16 protein-coding genes are annotated in these 15975 nt (G+C 44.9%); 6 read left to right on the top strand and 10 right to left on the bottom strand.

Annotated features, from left to right (window positions below; all coding sequences use genetic code 11):
• Nucleotides 1–489: 489 nt before the first annotated feature.
• Nucleotides 490–828 carry a DUF4870 domain-containing protein gene (locus K7R10_RS14940; RefSeq protein ID WP_224485581.1) on the top strand — a complete coding sequence of 113 codons (339 nt, stop codon included), beginning with the start codon at nt 490–492 and terminating at the stop codon, nt 826–828.
• A gap of 76 nt (nt 829–904) precedes the next feature.
• Here the strand turns inward: K7R10_RS14940 and dnaN are convergent, their stop codons facing one another.
• From dnaN to K7R10_RS14915, 5 genes are all read right to left on the bottom strand, one after another.
• Entirely contained in the window at nt 905–2023 is a 1119-nt protein-coding gene (dnaN, locus tag K7R10_RS14935; RefSeq protein WP_224485539.1) for a DNA polymerase III subunit beta, read from the bottom strand.
• A gap of 73 nt (nt 2024–2096) precedes the next feature.
• Entirely contained in the window at nt 2097–3773 is a 1677-nt protein-coding gene (gene gldG, locus K7R10_RS14930) for a gliding motility-associated ABC transporter substrate-binding protein GldG (RefSeq protein ID WP_224485538.1), read from the bottom strand.
• Nucleotides 3774–3776: 3 nt separating this feature from the next.
• Nucleotides 3777–4490: a gliding motility-associated ABC transporter permease subunit GldF gene (gldF, locus tag K7R10_RS14925; protein WP_224485537.1), complete on the bottom strand. Its 714-nt coding sequence runs from the start codon at nt 4488–4490 to the stop codon at nt 3777–3779.
• Between the two features lie 10 nt (nt 4491–4500).
• Nucleotides 4501–4797: a putative quinol monooxygenase gene (locus tag K7R10_RS14920; RefSeq protein WP_224485536.1), complete on the bottom strand. Its 297-nt coding sequence runs from the start codon at nt 4795–4797 to the stop codon at nt 4501–4503.
• Nucleotides 4797–5627, bottom strand: a complete 831-nt coding sequence (locus K7R10_RS14915) for an SAM hydrolase/SAM-dependent halogenase family protein (RefSeq protein WP_224485535.1) — start codon at nt 5625–5627, stop codon at nt 4797–4799. Before K7R10_RS14915 ends, K7R10_RS14920 begins: the two co-directional genes overlap by 1 nt.
• A gap of 180 nt (nt 5628–5807) precedes the next feature.
• On the opposite strand from K7R10_RS14915, the gene K7R10_RS14910 reads away from it, so the two are divergent.
• The 4 genes from K7R10_RS14910 (at nt 5808) to acs (ending at nt 10316) form a co-directional block, all read left to right on the top strand.
• The gene (locus tag K7R10_RS14910; protein ID WP_224485534.1) at nt 5808–6764 is read left to right on the top strand and encodes a PhoH family protein; all 957 of its coding nucleotides are present in this window, start codon (nt 5808–5810) and stop codon (nt 6762–6764) included.
• A 17-nt stretch (nt 6765–6781) separates the two neighbouring features.
• On the top strand, nt 6782–7210 hold the full coding sequence (locus K7R10_RS14905; protein ID WP_224485533.1) for a hypothetical protein: 429 nt from the start codon (nt 6782–6784) through the stop codon (nt 7208–7210).
• Between the two features lie 56 nt (nt 7211–7266).
• Nucleotides 7267–8217 carry a phosphoribosylaminoimidazolesuccinocarboxamide synthase gene (locus K7R10_RS14900; protein WP_224485580.1) on the top strand — a complete coding sequence of 317 codons (951 nt, stop codon included), beginning with the start codon at nt 7267–7269 and terminating at the stop codon, nt 8215–8217.
• 188 nt (nt 8218–8405) lie between these two features.
• The gene (gene acs / locus K7R10_RS14895) at nt 8406–10316 is read left to right on the top strand and encodes an acetate--CoA ligase (RefSeq protein ID WP_224485532.1); all 1911 of its coding nucleotides are present in this window, start codon (nt 8406–8408) and stop codon (nt 10314–10316) included.
• A 49-nt stretch (nt 10317–10365) separates the two neighbouring features.
• On the opposite strand, the gene K7R10_RS14890 is transcribed toward acs, so the two are convergent.
• The 4 genes from K7R10_RS14890 to K7R10_RS14875 are packed head-to-tail and all read right to left on the bottom strand — an operon-like array spanning nt 10366 to nt 14595.
• On the bottom strand, nt 10366–11025 hold the full coding sequence (locus K7R10_RS14890) for a 3'-5' exonuclease (RefSeq protein WP_224485531.1): 660 nt from the start codon (nt 11023–11025) through the stop codon (nt 10366–10368).
• Nucleotides 11022–12935: a DUF294 nucleotidyltransferase-like domain-containing protein gene (locus K7R10_RS14885; RefSeq protein WP_224485530.1), complete on the bottom strand. Its 1914-nt coding sequence runs from the start codon at nt 12933–12935 to the stop codon at nt 11022–11024. Before K7R10_RS14885 ends, K7R10_RS14890 begins: the two co-directional genes overlap by 4 nt.
• A 32-nt stretch (nt 12936–12967) precedes the next feature.
• A complete protein-coding gene (locus K7R10_RS14880; RefSeq protein ID WP_224485529.1) occupies nt 12968–13507 on the bottom strand; it encodes an NUDIX hydrolase in 540 nt (179 codons plus the stop codon).
• Nucleotides 13507–14595 carry a M42 family metallopeptidase gene (locus K7R10_RS14875; protein WP_224485528.1) on the bottom strand — a complete coding sequence of 363 codons (1089 nt, stop codon included), beginning with the start codon at nt 14593–14595 and terminating at the stop codon, nt 13507–13509. The genes K7R10_RS14880 and K7R10_RS14875 overlap by 1 nt, the downstream gene beginning before the upstream one ends.
• Before the next feature lie 90 nt (nt 14596–14685).
• On the opposite strand from K7R10_RS14875, the gene K7R10_RS14870 reads away from it, so the two are divergent.
• Nucleotides 14686–15417 (top strand): DUF4294 domain-containing protein, encoded by a 732-nt coding sequence (locus tag K7R10_RS14870; RefSeq protein ID WP_224485527.1) that lies wholly within the window; start codon nt 14686–14688, stop codon nt 15415–15417.
• Between the two features lie 349 nt (nt 15418–15766).
• Here the strand turns inward: K7R10_RS14870 and K7R10_RS14865 are convergent.
• The coding region (locus K7R10_RS14865) for a hypothetical protein (protein WP_224485526.1) at nt 15767–15975 on the bottom strand (209 nt) is incomplete at its 5' end.

Raw genomic sequence — 15975 nt, 5'->3', positions numbered from 1 at the left:
ACATTTACAATCCACAATCCACAATCCACAATCCACAATCCACAATCTACAATCTACAATCTACAATCTATCATACCCCCATACCCCCATACCTCCATACCTTCATAACCCAAATGAGAGCCTTAATCCCGAATCAAAAGATTGCTTTATCTTGCTCAGCAAGATTCGCAAAGACGATATATTTCCGGTAAAGGGGTTAAGGAGCTAAGGAGCTAAGGAGCAAAGAAGCTGAGAAGAATCTTACCTGACCCTAAGTCTTCTTCGATATTTAATTCATTTTAATTCCCCTAGGAGTGTTTGGGGCTCAATGGTGATGCTTACATTTACAATCCACAATCCACAATCCACAATCCACAATCTACAATCCACAATCTACAATCTATCATAACTCCATACCCCCATACCCCCATACCCCCATACCCTCATACCCCATGTAACATTTTCAATACAATTGCGTCATATCAATAACCACAACTATAAAATCACATGATGAGAGAAGACAGACAATTACTGATGTTTACCCATTTGAGTCAGTTGCTGGACCTGGTCACCGGTTTTGGCGGACTGATCGTACCGCTGATACTCTGGCTGACCAATAAAGACAAGGTGCTGCAAATGGATGAGCATGGAAAGACCATAGTAAATTTTCAGATCAGTATGCTGATCTATACGCTGATAAGCATTCCTTTGATATTGTTATTGGGGGTGGGCATCTTATTTCTGATCGCCATCGGGATACTGGTATTCATCTTTCCGATAGTGAACGCCATCAAGGCTACCAATGGGGAAGAACCTTATTACCCGCTTACCATACGATTTATAGCCTGATAGATACTAAAAAAGAATAACCCCGCCTTAAATTAACACTTAAAACGGGGTTACCTTGTAATATTTTATCAGGGTCTTAGCTGTTGAGCATAACCGGCATCACCAGCATGGTGATCTGCTCGCCTTCATCAAGTCCGTCGGCAGGAGTCAAAATCCCTGCACGGTTTGGCAGACTCATTTCGAGGGTGATGTTATCAGAAGACAGGTTATTCAGCATCTCCATCAGGAAACGGGAATTAAAACCGATCTGTATATCATCTCCCTGGTAGTCACAGGTGAGCCTTTCTTCTGCCTTATTGCTGTAATCGAGGTCTTCTGCAGAGATATTCAATTCTGCACCGGCGATTTTCAGTCGGATCTGGTGAGTGGTCTTATTCGAGAAAATAGACACCCTTCGTACCGATCCCAGTAACTGGGTGCGGTCGATATTGAGTTTGTTCGGATTCTCTTTCGGAATGACTGCCTCATAATTCGGATACTTTCCGTCGATCAGGCGACATACCAGCTCCACATTGTCAAAGGTGAACTTGGCATTGCTCTCATTGTATTCGATGGTGACATCGCTTTCATTCCCGGCCAGTATACCTTTAAGCAAATTGAGTGGTTTCTTGGGCATGATGAATTCAGCCACTTCAGAAGCACTTACGTCAGCTCTCTGATATTTTACCAGTTTATGAGCATCGGTAGCCACAAATGTCAGGTTCTCGGGAGAGAACTGAAAGAATACCCCGCTCATAACCGGACGAAGATCATCGTTACCTGAAGCAAAGATAGTCTTGCTGATGGCCGTAGCCAGAATATCACCCATAATGGTGGTGGAACTCGGATCAGCCAGTTCAATGGCGTTAGGGAATTCAGCCCCGTCTGCATAAGCGAGGGCATATTTTCCGTAATTCGAGCTGATCTCAACCGTATTGTTGTCTTCCACGACAAAGGTCAGTGGTTGTTCCGGGAAGGTCTTCAGCGTATCCAGCAATAGTTTGGCCGGTACAGCAATGCTTCCTTCAGATTCAGACTCAACCTCCAGCACTGAGCTCATGGTGGTTTCCAGGTCAGAAGCCGATACGGTCAGTTTGGATTGATTTAACTCGAACAGGAAATTATCTAAAATAGGGAGGGTGTTGCTGTTGTTGATAACCCCGCCCAGTACTTGTAGTTGCTTTAATAAATAAGAACTTGAAACAATAAACTTCATCAATATTGAAATTTTTCTATCATCTACAAAGATATCCTAATTGATATTTTTACAGAAAATAACTTATGAACATTTATGCAGTGTATTTTCTCTTTTTCAGCAGGCTGAAAATCCATCCGAACAGCAGGATCACTGCTATGGGAAGGCCTATGTTTACTAATTGCCAGCGACTTCGTTCAGCTACCGCACGCTGACGGTCCAGAAATGCAAGCTCCACTTCCTTGGAACGAATGTTAATAAGTCCGTTGTCGTCAAGCAGGTAATTAACGCTGTTCATCAGAAATTCCTTGTTTCCGTAGAAATTATTGGTCCACTTATCATACCCCAATTCCAGTGGCTGCCCGTTTTGTAAGTCATTCCTGATAATATCTCCGTCGGCCACAACGATTAGGCGGGTATCAATACCTTCTTTCTTAAAATCTTTTAGTTCAAATGGCAAAACCCTGTTCTGATAGGTAGAGGTAAGGGATCCTTCCAGTAAAACGGCCAATGGTTGATTCCCTTCATTAAAGGTCTCGCGGTCGGGTTGCCGGTTCACGATATCGAGCTCGATCTCGGTTGGGGTTCCGATGGTTTTCGACAGGGGAGAAGACTGCAGTAATACGGTCTTTTGAATGCCGTTATCAAGGGTGTCGATAGGGTTGGCAAAGCGCAGTCGTACCCCTTCTGTATTATTGTTTATCGGATGATTGTTCTTAGAGAGTACCATTGGGGCATAGATCCACGGTGCCGGGTTGTATTGCGCATTTCTGCCTTCTCCCGTGGCCAGGACGATCTGGGTAAAGTAGAGGTCGGCAATCAGCTCCGGGTTGATACGCAGCCCATAGCGAAAGAACATATCGTTCAGATTCAGGTCTCTGGCGAGAGCCAGTGAGCGCCCCTGATTGGAAAACAGGCTGTCGAGTTCCATATTCACCTGGTCGATAAGCCAAAGCGATTTACCACCGTTCATGGTATACTGATCAAGCACGAACTTTTCTTCCTCCGAAAAACGCTCTGTGGGTTTGGCGATCAGTGCCATATCAAAACGTCTGAGTTGCTCCAGGGTTCCTTCCGGATTATTTGCTACCGAATCCAGCGTGAAAGGAGCTATCTGGTAATATTCCTGCAGGTTTCTCAGGAAGTCGGCCATGAGAATATCATCCATCTCCCCGTTGCCCTTGAGCACAGCTATCTTCTTTTTGTTTTCAACAGACAGTTTTTTAAAAGCATCGGCAAATACATATTCCAGTTGTTGCACCGAACTGTTTACCCGTTCCTCGGTAGAGGCCCCGAGCTTATTTTTCAACAGGGGAATACGAACTGTTCGGTTACCCTGGTTGGCGATCGCCCAAGGGAAGACCAGTTCCTGAGATACCCTGTTCCCGTCTTCAATAGTGACCGAGGCAGGTGTCAGGCCCAGTTGCTGCAGAGCTTCTACTGTATTATTCTGGTTTTCATCTTCCTCCAGGGGGTCGATGAAGTTGTGTTTCACATGATCGTTCGCTGCGGCATATTCCTTAAGTATCTGTCTTGTTTCACTGCGAAGTCTTCTGAACTCAGAAGGCAGATCTCCATCGAGAAATACATCGATGATCACGGGTTGATCCAGGTTTTCCGCTGTCTGAACAGCGGCCTCGCTCAGGGTAAAACGATCGTTCTCTGTAAAATCGATCCGGTAGGAAAACAGATTGGCAGCCCAGGTGATAAGGCCGGTCACAATCAGGGCTGAAAGTATTTTTATCCAGGTATGCTGCGGGCTTCGTTTCATGATCTATCGGGCTAGCTTTAATTGGGTTAGATAAAGGAACAAACCGGTTATTCCTGCAAAATATACCAGGTCAGAAAGGTACAAGACACCACGACTTAAACTGTCATAATGAAATTTAAGGCTCAGAAATTCTACCGGTGTCAATAAAGTACTGAGATCTGCCAGTCCGTCGAATCCGAAATAAAAAGCAAAACAGAGCAGTACTGCCGCGATAAAGGCAATGATCTGATTATCGGTCAGGGCAGAGGTGAAGATTCCTATAGCGGTGTAAGCAGCGGCCAGTAACAGCAAGCCCAGGTAAGATCCTACAACGGCTCCCATATCCAGGTTTCCCGGTGGATTCCCCAGGGAAGATACCGAATAGACGTAAAGGAAAGTGGGAATGATAGCGATAATCACCAGCAAAAGGGACCCGGTGAATTTTTCCATCACCACCCGGAAGGTTCCGATGGGTTTGGTGAGTAATAATTCCATGGTGCCCATTTTGATTTCTTCGGAAAGACTCTTCATGGTGATAGCCGGAACCAGGAATAGTAATATAAGGGGTGCCAGCTGAAAAAACGGACTCAGATCGGCAAAGCCATTGTCTATAATATTGTAAGGCCCTTTAAAGACCCAAAGGAAGAGTCCGTTCAGCAGCAAAAAGATCCCGATGACGAGGTAAGCCATGGGGCTGCTGAAAAAACTGCTGATCTCTCGTTTAACTATTGGTAACATATTGTGCTGTTTAGGGTAGTGATTCGATATTCTCAAGGCTCCAAGCGAGGGGCTTGCGATCGAACCAGGTTTTAGTAAGCCCCCAGATTTCTTTAAAAACTTCTGAATGCCGGTAGGTGTTCAGAGCCTCTTCGTCTTCCCACTTGCTGTAAGTGAAATAACAGTTAGGCTCTCTTTTGTCCCGGTAGAGCTCCAGGTGGTGACAGCCGGGAAAATTCCGGATCACCTTTTTATTACGATTAAAATTCTCAAGGAAATCGTCGAGATGTTCTTCTTTAAATCCCATTTTTACAATTCTGGTCAGCATTACAGAAAGTTTACATTTATGGTGTCCCTGTAAGATAACCCCAGGAGGCTGGAGGCTCCTCCCACGGTTTCCAGGTTACTTTTATAGATGGCGATCTCGAGAAGTCCTGACGAATTGAAAATCGCCAGTTTCTTTCCATCATCATCCCGTTTCGATTTTTCGATATTGAAATTTATGGCGTCGCTGTACTTGTCATATATGGCAGTAAACCGATGATTTCTGGCTTGTACTTCAAAGGCACGCCCCTTGCGGTATTTATTGAAAAAGTTACGGCTTATATTGGTGATCACGTTCCCGTAATTATCGATATAGATCACATTACCTGAAATCTGGGTTTCTCTGGTATTGGCGGTAGGCTTCAGACCGGTCATGCTTTTAAGACGATCGAGGGGTTTGCCGATCACTTCGAGGGTTCCTCCGCGGGTAATGTGGGCAGCGACCTTCACAAATACGTCTAACACGGGAAAGACACTTTCGATTCGATCATGAATATTGATCTCTACCATTTTTTCAGGCTTGATCTCTTCCGCCAGGAATGAAATGATACCGTTATCGGCGCCAATAAAGTGACGACCATCGATGGTTACGGCTATATGCCGGTTCTCCGGGGTGAGTTCAGAATCAACCCCGATAATGTGAATACTTCCTTCGGGAAAACTCTTGTAGGCATTTTTGAGAATGTAGGCGGCCTCGGCTATATTGAAAGGGCTCACCTTATGTGAAATGTCAATGACAATCGCGTTTTCGATCTCGCTGTAAATCACGCCTTTGATGGCTCCTACAAAATGATCACGATCGCCAAAATCTGTAGTCAGCGTAATTATTGCCATTGATAAATTGTTGATGTTTTTTTAATTTATTAAAATGTTTTTTTGCTTAAGTTTGTTGAAAGGCGCTCCTGATTTATCAGGTTCCTGCCTGACACAAACCTAATAAAAAGAATACTATATTCTCTTTAGTGAGGTGATTTTTTATACCGCTGAATACTGACCCTCTAAAACCAAAAGCTTTTGAACGAAATCATAGTCGAACTTACCGAGATCAGCCCGAAGGATTTCTTCGGTGCCCAGAATATCAACATCGATCTGCTGAAGAAGTATTTTCCCAAGCTTAAGATCGTAGCCCGTGGTAATAAAATAAAGGCCTACGGAGATGAAGAGATGCTTGAAGAATTCGACAAACGTCTGGACATGCTTGTGACGCACTTTGGAAAATACAACAAGTTGGATGAGCATACCATAGAGCGTATACTTTCCAGTGACAGCCGCCGTGATTACGAAGAGAACAGCCCCAGCGGTGAGATCCTGGTACATGGCGTTAGCGGGAGGCTGATCAAGGCACAGACAGCGAACCAGCAAAAACTGGTTGACCTGATGCGCAAGAACGATATGGTCTTTGCCATCGGTCCGGCAGGTACGGGTAAAACCTATACCGGGGTGGCCCTGGCAGTAAAGGCGCTCAAAGAAAAACAGGTGCGCAGAATAATACTCACCAGGCCTGCTGTGGAAGCGGGTGAAAATCTCGGGTTTCTACCCGGTGATCTGAAAGAAAAGCTCGATCCATACATGCAGCCGTTGTACGACGCCTTGCGCGATATGATTCCGGCAGAGAAACTGGCAAATTACATCGAGAACGGAATTATTCAGATCGCTCCCATGGCCTTCATGAGAGGTCGTACCCTTGATAACGCCTTCGTTATTCTCGACGAGGCGCAGAATACCACTCATGCCCAGATGAAAATGTTCTTAACCCGTATGGGGAAGAACGCGAAGTTCATGATCACCGGTGATCCGGGACAGATCGATCTGCCGAGAAGGGTTATAAGCGGTCTCAAAGAAGCGATACTCGTATTGAAAGATGTACCCGGTATCGGGATACTGTATCTCGATGATAAAGATGTGATTCGACACCGACTCGTTAAAGAGATCATCTCTGCCTACAAGGAGATTGAGCATAATAACACCTGATTATTATTCCGGGGGGTATGAAGTGGTTTAAGGGAAACAACCCATATTTGTGGCTGGCAGTTTTACTCAGCCTGTATACCCTGTTTGATTATTTCGAGCATACAAACCGACCGGGTTCCTTATTTGCAGCCCATCCCATGCAGTGGCTGATGTTCACCTTTACGTCGCTACTCGTTCTGCTTTTCGTGATGATCGGGCTCAGCCAGGTGTTAAAAAGATTCATTAAAGGTTACGCACCCTTATGTGAATTGGCCGGGTTGTTGGGAGCGATACTTATTCACATTTGGGTAAGTGGTCCGTTACTGAATATGATCTTCTGGCCTCATGCCGAACTGAACTTCCGTTTTAACTCCCTTTCAGTGCTGGTCTTTTCAGGGGCTTTTCTGTTGTACAGGCTTGTTATTTACAAAGGAATCAGGCTGGCTGCCGGAAGATTCAAAAAGTAGTGTGAGTTCAAGAATAAATCTATCTTTGTGCGACAAATATCCACCTTATGAGTTCTATGAAGAATACCATCATTTCAACCGATTTTAGTTTTCCGGGACAGAAAGATGTCTATAAAGGCAAGGTTCGGGAAGTATATACCCTTAAAGACGACAGGCTTTTAATGATCGCCACCGACCGACTTTCGGCTTTTGATGTGATCATGCCTAAAGGAATACCTTACAAGGGGCAGATTCTGAACCAGATCGCTACCAAAATGATGAAGGCCACAGAAGATATAGTACCCAACTGGCTGGAAGCCACTCCTGATCCTAATGTAGCGGTAGGAGAGAAGTGCGATCCTTTTAAGGTGGAAATGGTGATCAGGGGATATCTCTCTGGTCATGCTGCCAGAGAGTATAAGGCTGGAAAGAGAATGCTTTGTGGTGTACCAATGCCTGAAGGAATGAAGGAGAATGATAAATTCCCCGAGCCGATCATCACCCCGGCAACCAAAGCCGACAAGGGTGATCATGATGAGGATATTTCCAGGGAAGAGATACTTGAAAGAGGAATCGTTTCTGAGGAAGACTATAAGGTTCTTGAAAAATATACCCGCGCACTATTCGAAAGAGGAACTGAGATAGCTGCTGAAAGAGGATTGATCCTGGTAGATACCAAATACGAATTCGGGAAGACCCGTGACGGGAAGATCGTGCTAATCGATGAGATTCATACACCTGATTCATCGCGTTATTTTTACGCTGACGGATATGAGGAAAGACAGAGCAGGGGAGAAGCCCAAAAGCAATTGTCAAAGGAATTCGTAAGGCAGTGGCTTATAAGTCATGGATTCCAGGGGAAGGACGGGCAGGAAATCCCTGAGATGAGCGATGAATATATCGAAACCGTTTCAGACAGGTATATCGAGCTCTATGAAAGTATCACGGGAGAGACTTTTATAAAAGCCGATGTATCAGACATTAAAAGTCGTATTGAGCAGAATGTGATGCGATACCTACAGGAATAATTTCTCCTGATTATTCATAAAATTTCATTAAAAGCCCTGTTTTTACAGGGCTTTGTTGTTAAATACACAATTTTCCTTAATATTGTTAGAAGATTATCAAATCGTTTTTCACCATTGAGAGAAATGAGACTGATAATTATTTTTTTGTCCTTAAATCACAATAGATAAACCATTCATTACAATTTTTCATGAGTAACTACCACATCAAAAACTTAGAGGAATATTACCAGATCTACCGTAAATCGACCAGGGATCCCGAAAACTTTTGGTCTGAAGTCGCAGAAGAGCATTTTCTTTGGCGCCGTAAGTGGGACCAGGTATTGCAATGGGATTTCGAAAAACCTGAAGTAAAATGGTTTGAAGGAGCCAAACTTAATATCACTGAGAACTGTATCGACCGTCACCTGCTCACCAAGGGCGATAAGACCGCCATACTCTGGGAACCCAATGATCCTGCAGAAGACGCACAACATATTTCCTACCAGGAACTTTATCAGCGGGTGAACCGTTTTGCCAATGTATTGAAATCTAAGGGCATTAAAATGGGAGATAGGGTATGCATCTACCTGCCCATGATACCTGAGCTCGCCATCTCTGTATTGGCCTGTGCCCGGATCGGCGCTATTCATTCGGTGGTTTTTGCCGGTTTCTCTTCAACAGCCCTGTCGACCCGTATCAATGATGCCAGCTGTAAAATGGTGATTACCTCAGACGGATCTTACAGGGGAAGCAAAACCATCGACCTTAAAGGTATCGTGGATGAAGCTCTTGAAAAGTGTGAATGTGTTGAGTCTGTACTGGTGGCCAAAAGGATCAATTCTGATATCGATATGAAGGAAGGTCGCGACCATTGGTTGCAGCCATTACTTGATAAAGCCGATGACCAGTGCCAGCCCGAGGTAATGGATGCTGAAGACCCCCTGTTTATTCTCTATACTTCAGGTTCGACTGGAACACCGAAAGGAATGCTCCATACCTGCGGGGGATATATGGTTTATACAGCTTATACCTTTAAGAATATATTTCAGTACAAGGACCAGGAGGTATACTGGTGTACCGCCGATATCGGCTGGATCACCGGCCATAGTTATATCGTGTACGGTCCGCTTGCCAACGGGGCCACCACCCTGATGTTTGAGGGGGTTCCATCTTACCCTGACTTCGGCAGGTTCTGGGAAATTGTTGAAAAACATAAAGTTAATCAGTTCTATACCGCGCCGACTGCTATCAGGGCCCTTGCAAAGGAAAAACTTGACTATGTCAATAAATATGACCTTTCATCTTTAAAGGTGTTGGGAACCGTAGGGGAGCCTATAAACGAAGAGGCATGGCACTGGTATAATGATAATGTAGGCAAGGGCCAGGCTCCCATAGTAGATACCTGGTGGCAAACCGAAACAGGAGGGATCATGATCTCACCCATCCCGTACGCCACTCCTACCATACCTACTTATGCTACTTTGCCCTTACCCGGGGTGCAACTGGCTCTTATGGATGAGAAAGGGGAAGAGATTAAGGGGAACCTTGTGAGTGGTCGTCTTTGTGTGAAATTCCCGTGGCCCTCTATGGCTCGTACTATCTGGGGTAACCACGAGCGTTACCGCGACACCTATTTCTCGGCATTTAAAGGGAAATATTTTACGGGAGATGGTGCCATGCGTGATGCCGTTGGCTATTATCGTATCACCGGCCGGGTAGACGATGTGGTTATCGTTTCAGGCCATAACCTGGGTACTGCACCGATCGAGGATGCCATCAATGAGCACCCTGCAGTGGCAGAATCTGCCATTGTCGGATTTCCTCATGAGGTAAAAGGCAATGCGCTGTACGGCTTTATTATCCTGAAGGAAGTAGGAGAGACACGTGACAGGGCGAATCTCAGGAAAGAGATCAATCAGCAGATCACGGAACACATCGGACCGATAGCAAAACTCGATAAGATTCAGTTCGTGCCGGGGCTGCCGAAAACCAGGAGTGGAAAGATCATGAGACGTATTCTGAGAAAGATCGCCTCAGATGATACTTCAAATCTGGGTGATATCAGTACCCTGTTGAATCCTGAGGTTGTTCGGCAGATCATGGATGAAAAAATCGATTAACAATAATTTGTTTGGAATGGAATAAGCCCGGGTCACCGGGCTTATTTTTTTAAAGCCGCATCAGGTCGTATAATTTCAGGGAGCCGTTTCGCCCCAGTCTGCCGATGATCTTCATAAAGGCGATAGCAGTGATCATGGCATCTCCTGCTGCCGTATGCCGGTCTTTTACTGAAATATCCAGATTCTCAGCGATCTCATCAAGGGTGTAATTTCTTTGAGTATTGATAAGATTGGAGGTGATTCTTGTTGCCCGGTAGAGGTTAACGGTATCGAGCACCTTGTTTTTCAGCTGGGGAAGATCCAGCCGCTTGAGTATTTCGTTCATCATGCGAATATCAAATTGGGCATGATGTGCAACCAGTACGGCATTTCCAATATATTCAAGGAATATTTTAACCGCTTCCTCTTCAGAATTTAAGGTGACTTTCTCACTCCTTATAATACCGTGAATTTCCACTGTTTCAGGGTTGAAGCGTTGCTGTTTCACATAGATTTCCAGGGAATCTGAAATATGAATTTCCTGTCTTTTCACAGTGACAGCCCCAATAGAAAGAATGCGGTCTTTCTTGAAATCAAAACCTGTTGTTTCGGTATCGAAAACCACGAACCGGATGTCTGAGACATATTTGGGCTGCTTTTCCCGGAAGGTTGCTTCGTAGGTCTTCCAGTATTCAGGATAGTTCTTTTTGCTTTTAAAAAGATCGATCATATCAGGTTGGTGATTTTGAACCGAAGTTTGATAAGTTCCTGTACTTCCCTCAGGCTTTTAAAGCATCGTTTCAGTTTGATCTTTTCTTCCTTATTCAGGGTTTCGAGTTCGATGAATCTCCCGCTGTCATTATGAAGCAAACCCTGCTTGGCCCTGAACTTTTGCAAGGCCTTCGAAGCGTAGGAACAGGAAAGATAAAGCTCTTTGTTCTGAGGTTCCAGTTCGGCCAGCTTCTCGAAGCGGTCGGCCGTGTTGTTGATGTTCTTAACCCAATGTTGCAGCAGCAATAACCTGCCTGCATCGGTAATAGGCATGATCGCCCGTTTTTTAAGATCGAAGAAGTCTTTGTGTTCTCCGTTGGATTCGACCAGAAACTGCCTGAAAAATCCAAGAGGAGGAGGGTTCTGCAGTGCCGTCATGGCCATGGTGTTAAGAAACGGGTGACTCTCATTGCTCAGTTTAAGTATATGGTCTGAAAGCTCATTGACCAGTCTTACATCACCATAGGTGATATCGTAATCAAAAAAGATGGAGCAGAGCAGGATCTCGTCTGTGCCGGGGTTACTGATCCATTCGGTAAACTGTTCTTTCCATTCATCAAGACTCAGGCACCAGCGTTCGTTCTTAGCCATCATTTCTGCCGGGCAGTAATCAAAGCCAATCTTTTTAAGGTCTTTGTTGATCTTTCCTGCCAGATCCAGAAAATATTGACGTACCCGGGGCAGGTCCTTTTCATTCTGGTTGGCGAAAATAATGGCATTATCCTGATCGGTGGTCAGAATTTGTTCCTTCCGCCCCTGGCTTCCCAGTGACAGCCAGGCAAAATCACAGGGCGGGGGTGTGGTCTTTTCAAGTCTTCTTTCGATCACTCTTTTGATGGTGGCGTCATTGAGTTCGAACATCACCTTCGAAATATGTGTCATGGGAATATTATGATCCAGGTAACCCTGCAGCAGATGAGTTATGCGATGACGTATCTTTTTAAGGTCTTTGGTTCTCCCTGCGCGCTTGATGGTTTTTATCAGGGCAGTCGGGTTGTTTCCCTGGCTTACGATCACATCGTGTTCGGTCACCATTCCGATAACCCTGGTGTTTGGCGTGCCGTCTTCAGTGATACACAGGTGGCTTATACCGTGTTTGATCATGGTTACCTGTGCCTGAGCAATGGTAAGGCCTTCAGGATAGCATATCACCGGAGAGGTCATGATCTCAGAGACCGGTTGATCGGGTGAAAACCGGTCATGAGCAATGGCTTGTCTCAAATCTTTGTCGGTGAGAATTCCCTTTGGAATATCCTCGAGGGTAACCACGACCGATCCGATATGGTGTTGGGTCATGAGGCCGGCAGCCTTACTTACTTGTGTATCGGGAGAACAGCTGATCACATGTTTGGTGATTCCGACCGGCTGAAGTTCAAAAATGGCCAGAGAATCTTCTGCCTTGGGTAAATCTCCGATGAGTTTTCCTTTGTGCTCATGCGAATACGGATTTCTGGTATTTGAGGCGAAACTCTCCAGCAGGAACTGCCCCACCTGTTTATTTTCAAGTACCAGAGGCTTGAAATCAGCAACTGAGATCCCGTAGAGTATGGTTTCTTCGGCCGTGATGGCACTGATCTGATAAGACTCATTGGCAAAAACAGGCCTGAGTCCGAATATATCACCTTCATCACATTTATCGAGTACTTTTTGGCGGTCGTCTTCCTTTTTGGTGATGTTTACCGCTCCCTTATGTACGATATAGAACAGCTCATGCCCGTCATCACCTTCTTCAAAAATGGTCACGTCTTTCTCCTTATATAATACGACTGCCCCGGCGGCTATGGCATTGAGGTCTTCCGGTTTCAGAAAACGGAAAGGAGGGTAGCGTTTCAAAAAATCGGCTATCCTGGCAGATATAGTGTTCTTCATAATACTAAGGTATGAATTTCGCTGATTGGAGCTCAGGGGTTTAATTCTTTCGCCAATAACTCCAGGTAGGTTTGTGAGAGAGGCACCAGGGAATGGTCTTGCGCATTTTTTTGCATTTCCAGGTAAGCTGAAAGAGGAAGGAAGCGAACATCGGTCACCTCTTCACTTTGGAGGGTAAGGGTTTGAAGGCTGTCGTTAAAAAGACAACGATAGACATGATGAAATTCGCGGTCATGAAATTGCTCATGGTGCTTCACATCAGACCGTATCATTCCTATTTTTTGAAGGTTTTTTCCCGAAAGGTTCAGGCCAATCTCTTCTTGTACTTCCCGAACGGCGGCCTCAACGGGATCTTCACCTGCACTGATATGTCCCGCAACTGATACATCCCAGAGATTCGGATAGGCGATCTTGTCCGGATGACGTTTTTGAAGCAGAATTTCCTGCTTGTCGTTGCAGACCCAGATATGTACGGTGGGATGAAAAAGTCCCAGGTGGTGTGCCTGGGACTTTAGCATCACTTCTCCGGTGTGATTGCCGTATTGATCGAGTATGTCTACGAATTCAGGCATTAGTCAAAATAGCTGAAGCTCATTTTAGGGTCGATCTTTTGCAGGGTTTCGTAAATAAGCCTGATCACGTTTTCAACATCATCGCGATGCACGGTTTCGACAGTGGTGTGCATGTATCGCAGGGGAAGAGATATAAGTGCCGATGCCACCCCTCCGTTACTGTAGGCAAATGCGTCGGTATCGGTACCTGTCATTCGGGATGCAGCCATTCGCTGAAACGGAATTTCTTTCTGCTCAGCCGTATCGAGTATCAATTCGCGAAGTCTATTCTGTACAGCAGGAGCGTAGGAAATTACGGGACCTTTTCCGATCTCGGTATGTCCTTGTTTTTTCTTTTCGATCATAGGAGTGGTAGTGTCATGACAAACGTCGGTCACTATTGCCACATTGGGTTTGATCGTCTGGGTGATCATTTCGGCACCACGCAGCCCGATCTCTTCCTGAACTGAATTGGTGATATACAACCCGAAGGGCAGCTTCACTTTGTTCTCATGCAACAGGCGGGCTACTTCAGCGATCATGAAACCACCGGCGCGGTTATCTATCGCACGGCAAACAAATTTGTCATTATTGAGAATAAAGAACTCATCGGGGTATGTGATCACGCATCCGACGTGAACTCCCATTTTCTCCACTTCCTCTTTATCCTTGGCCCCGATATCGATAAAGATATTGTCGGGTTTGGGGGCGTCTTCTTCCTGCTTATCGCGGGTATGAATGGCGGGCCATCCGAAAACTCCTTTGACGATGCCATTCTTGGTGTGAATGTTTACCACTTTGGATGGAGCTACCTGGTGATCGCTTCCTCCGTTTCTGATCACGTAGATCAGCCCGTTATCGGTAATATAATTCACATACCAGGAGATCTCATCAGAATGCCCTTCGATAACCACCTTAAAAGGAGCGTCAGGATTGATGACACCTACGGCCGTTCCATATATATCGGTGATAAAGTCATCTACATAGGGTTTGAGGTAATCCATCCAGATCTTTTGTCCTTCCCATTCATAACCTGTGGGGGAAGCATTATTGAGGTATTTTTCCAGGAACTGGATCGATTTTTGAGTTAATATACTTTCTTTCGCCATAAATCGTTTGAATTTGTGAGTCACGAAATTAAGAATATTCACATAGATTTAATAAAGGAGGGCTTTTGATTTTTCTATTTTTGGAGCGTTATGAAGTATAACCTGAACAATATCGTAGCAGCAGTGATGTTCCTTGGTGCAGCCTGGATCGTCAGGTCACAGGAACCGACGGGCTCGTACGGAAGGGATACGCTCTTGCGGGTGACCGTTCAGGATACCCTTACCAAGCCTTATTTTTTCTTCGAGGGAGATTCGGTACCGCGGTCTGAGGTGGAACTGGAGCCTGTGATCATTTTTCAGAAACTGAGGTTTGACTCTTATAATGAGAAGGTGCGCTATTATATATTAAGGAGGAAGACCTTAAAGGTGTACCCTTATGCAAAGCTGGCAGCCGAGCGCTTAACTGAACTCAATGCCAGGCTGGCCAGTATTGAAAGGAAGTCTGAAAGAAGAAGGTATACCCGGGTGGTACAACAATATATAGAGGAACAGTTCTCAGAAGAGCTTAAGAAGCTTACCCGAACAGAGGGGCAGATTCTGGTCAAGCTGATCTACCGGCAGACGGGCACCACCACTTTCGATCTGGTGAAAGAGCTCAAAAGCGGGTGGAGAGCTTTTTGGTACAATACTACGGCCACCATGTTTGAGATCTCCTTAAAAGAAACCTATGATCCGGGCAAGGTGCACGAAGATTACCTGATTGAAGATATTTTACAGCGTGCTTTTGCCGATGGAAGACTCGAAAAACAGGACTCTGCACTGGATTTTGACTACTCGGTTTTGTCTAATAAGTGGAAAGACAGGAGTTTAAGTCAAAAATAGTTTGGTTTAATCATTCTTTTTTTATTATATTTGAAGTCCGTTTCTAAGCGAAACACCTACAATGAATATTGAGAGCACCCAGCTCTTTTTTTCTGTTCATTTACAAATTACGATACTATTAGGCGATCTGTCTGTTTCGAGTACCGGATTAATCTTCAAAGGATTATATCGGGATGATAAGAGGCGGTAAGAGAAGCTTGAAAAAAATATTGCTTTTTGGTTTGGATTAGATTGAAAAGTAATTCTATATTTGCAACCCGTTTGAGAGAAACGATAAGGAGTAAAGCAAGCGGAACGTTCATTCAAATAGCGAGTTAGAAGAGCCTTTATAAAAGGGTTTAATTTTTTTTCAAAAAGTACTTGCAGGAATCAAAAATGGTTGTAGTTTTGCAGCCGCTTTCCACCACAGCTGCCACGGGCAGTAAGGGGAGAAACGGGGAGCGAAAGTTCTTAAACAGATGACCGGATTTCTTGGAAAGAAAGTTTGAAAAAAAGTTTCAAAAAAGACTTGCGGAATTGAAAAAAGGGTGTACTTTTGCACCCGCTTTAAGAACGAAG

It is taken from the genome of Robertkochia aurantiaca (genome assembly GCF_020166495.1).
Lineage (GTDB): Bacteria > Bacteroidota > Bacteroidia > Flavobacteriales > Flavobacteriaceae > Robertkochia > Robertkochia aurantiaca.
The sequence above is the reverse complement of the archived record's forward strand: the minus strand, read 5'-3'. Positions and strand labels throughout refer to the sequence as shown.

Bases quoted from the DNA above. Each gene is read 5' to 3' on its own strand.
- K7R10_RS14870 (WP_224485527.1), top strand. From the start codon at position 14,686: ATGAAGTATAACCTGAACAATATCGTAGCAGCAGTGATGTTCCTTGGT.
- acs (WP_224485532.1), top strand. From the start codon at position 8,406: ATGAGTAACTACCACATCAAAAACTTAGAGGAATATTACCAGATCTAC.
- K7R10_RS14875 (WP_224485528.1), bottom strand. From the start codon at position 14,595: ATGGCGAAAGAAAGTATATTAACTCAAAAATCGATCCAGTTCCTGGAA.
- K7R10_RS14940 (WP_224485581.1), top strand. From the start codon at position 490: ATGAGAGAAGACAGACAATTACTGATGTTTACCCATTTGAGTCAGTTG.
- gldG (WP_224485538.1), bottom strand. From the start codon at position 3,773: ATGAAACGAAGCCCGCAGCATACCTGGATAAAAATACTTTCAGCCCTG.
- K7R10_RS14915 (WP_224485535.1), bottom strand. From the start codon at position 5,627: ATGGCAATAATTACGCTGACTACAGATTTTGGCGATCGTGATCATTTT.
- dnaN (WP_224485539.1), bottom strand. From the start codon at position 2,023: ATGAAGTTTATTGTTTCAAGTTCTTATTTATTAAAGCAACTACAAGTA.
- K7R10_RS14880 (WP_224485529.1), bottom strand. From the start codon at position 13,507: ATGCCTGAATTCGTAGACATACTCGATCAATACGGCAATCACACCGGA.
- K7R10_RS14905 (WP_224485533.1), top strand. From the start codon at position 6,782: ATGAAGTGGTTTAAGGGAAACAACCCATATTTGTGGCTGGCAGTTTTA.
- K7R10_RS14900 (WP_224485580.1), top strand. From the start codon at position 7,267: ATGAAGAATACCATCATTTCAACCGATTTTAGTTTTCCGGGACAGAAA.
- K7R10_RS14920 (WP_224485536.1), bottom strand. From the start codon at position 4,797: ATGCTGACCAGAATTGTAAAAATGGGATTTAAAGAAGAACATCTCGAC.
- K7R10_RS14885 (WP_224485530.1), bottom strand. From the start codon at position 12,935: ATGAAGAACACTATATCTGCCAGGATAGCCGATTTTTTGAAACGCTAC.
- gldF (WP_224485537.1), bottom strand. From the start codon at position 4,490: ATGTTACCAATAGTTAAACGAGAGATCAGCAGTTTTTTCAGCAGCCCC.
- K7R10_RS14890 (WP_224485531.1), bottom strand. From the start codon at position 11,025: ATGATCGATCTTTTTAAAAGCAAAAAGAACTATCCTGAATACTGGAAG.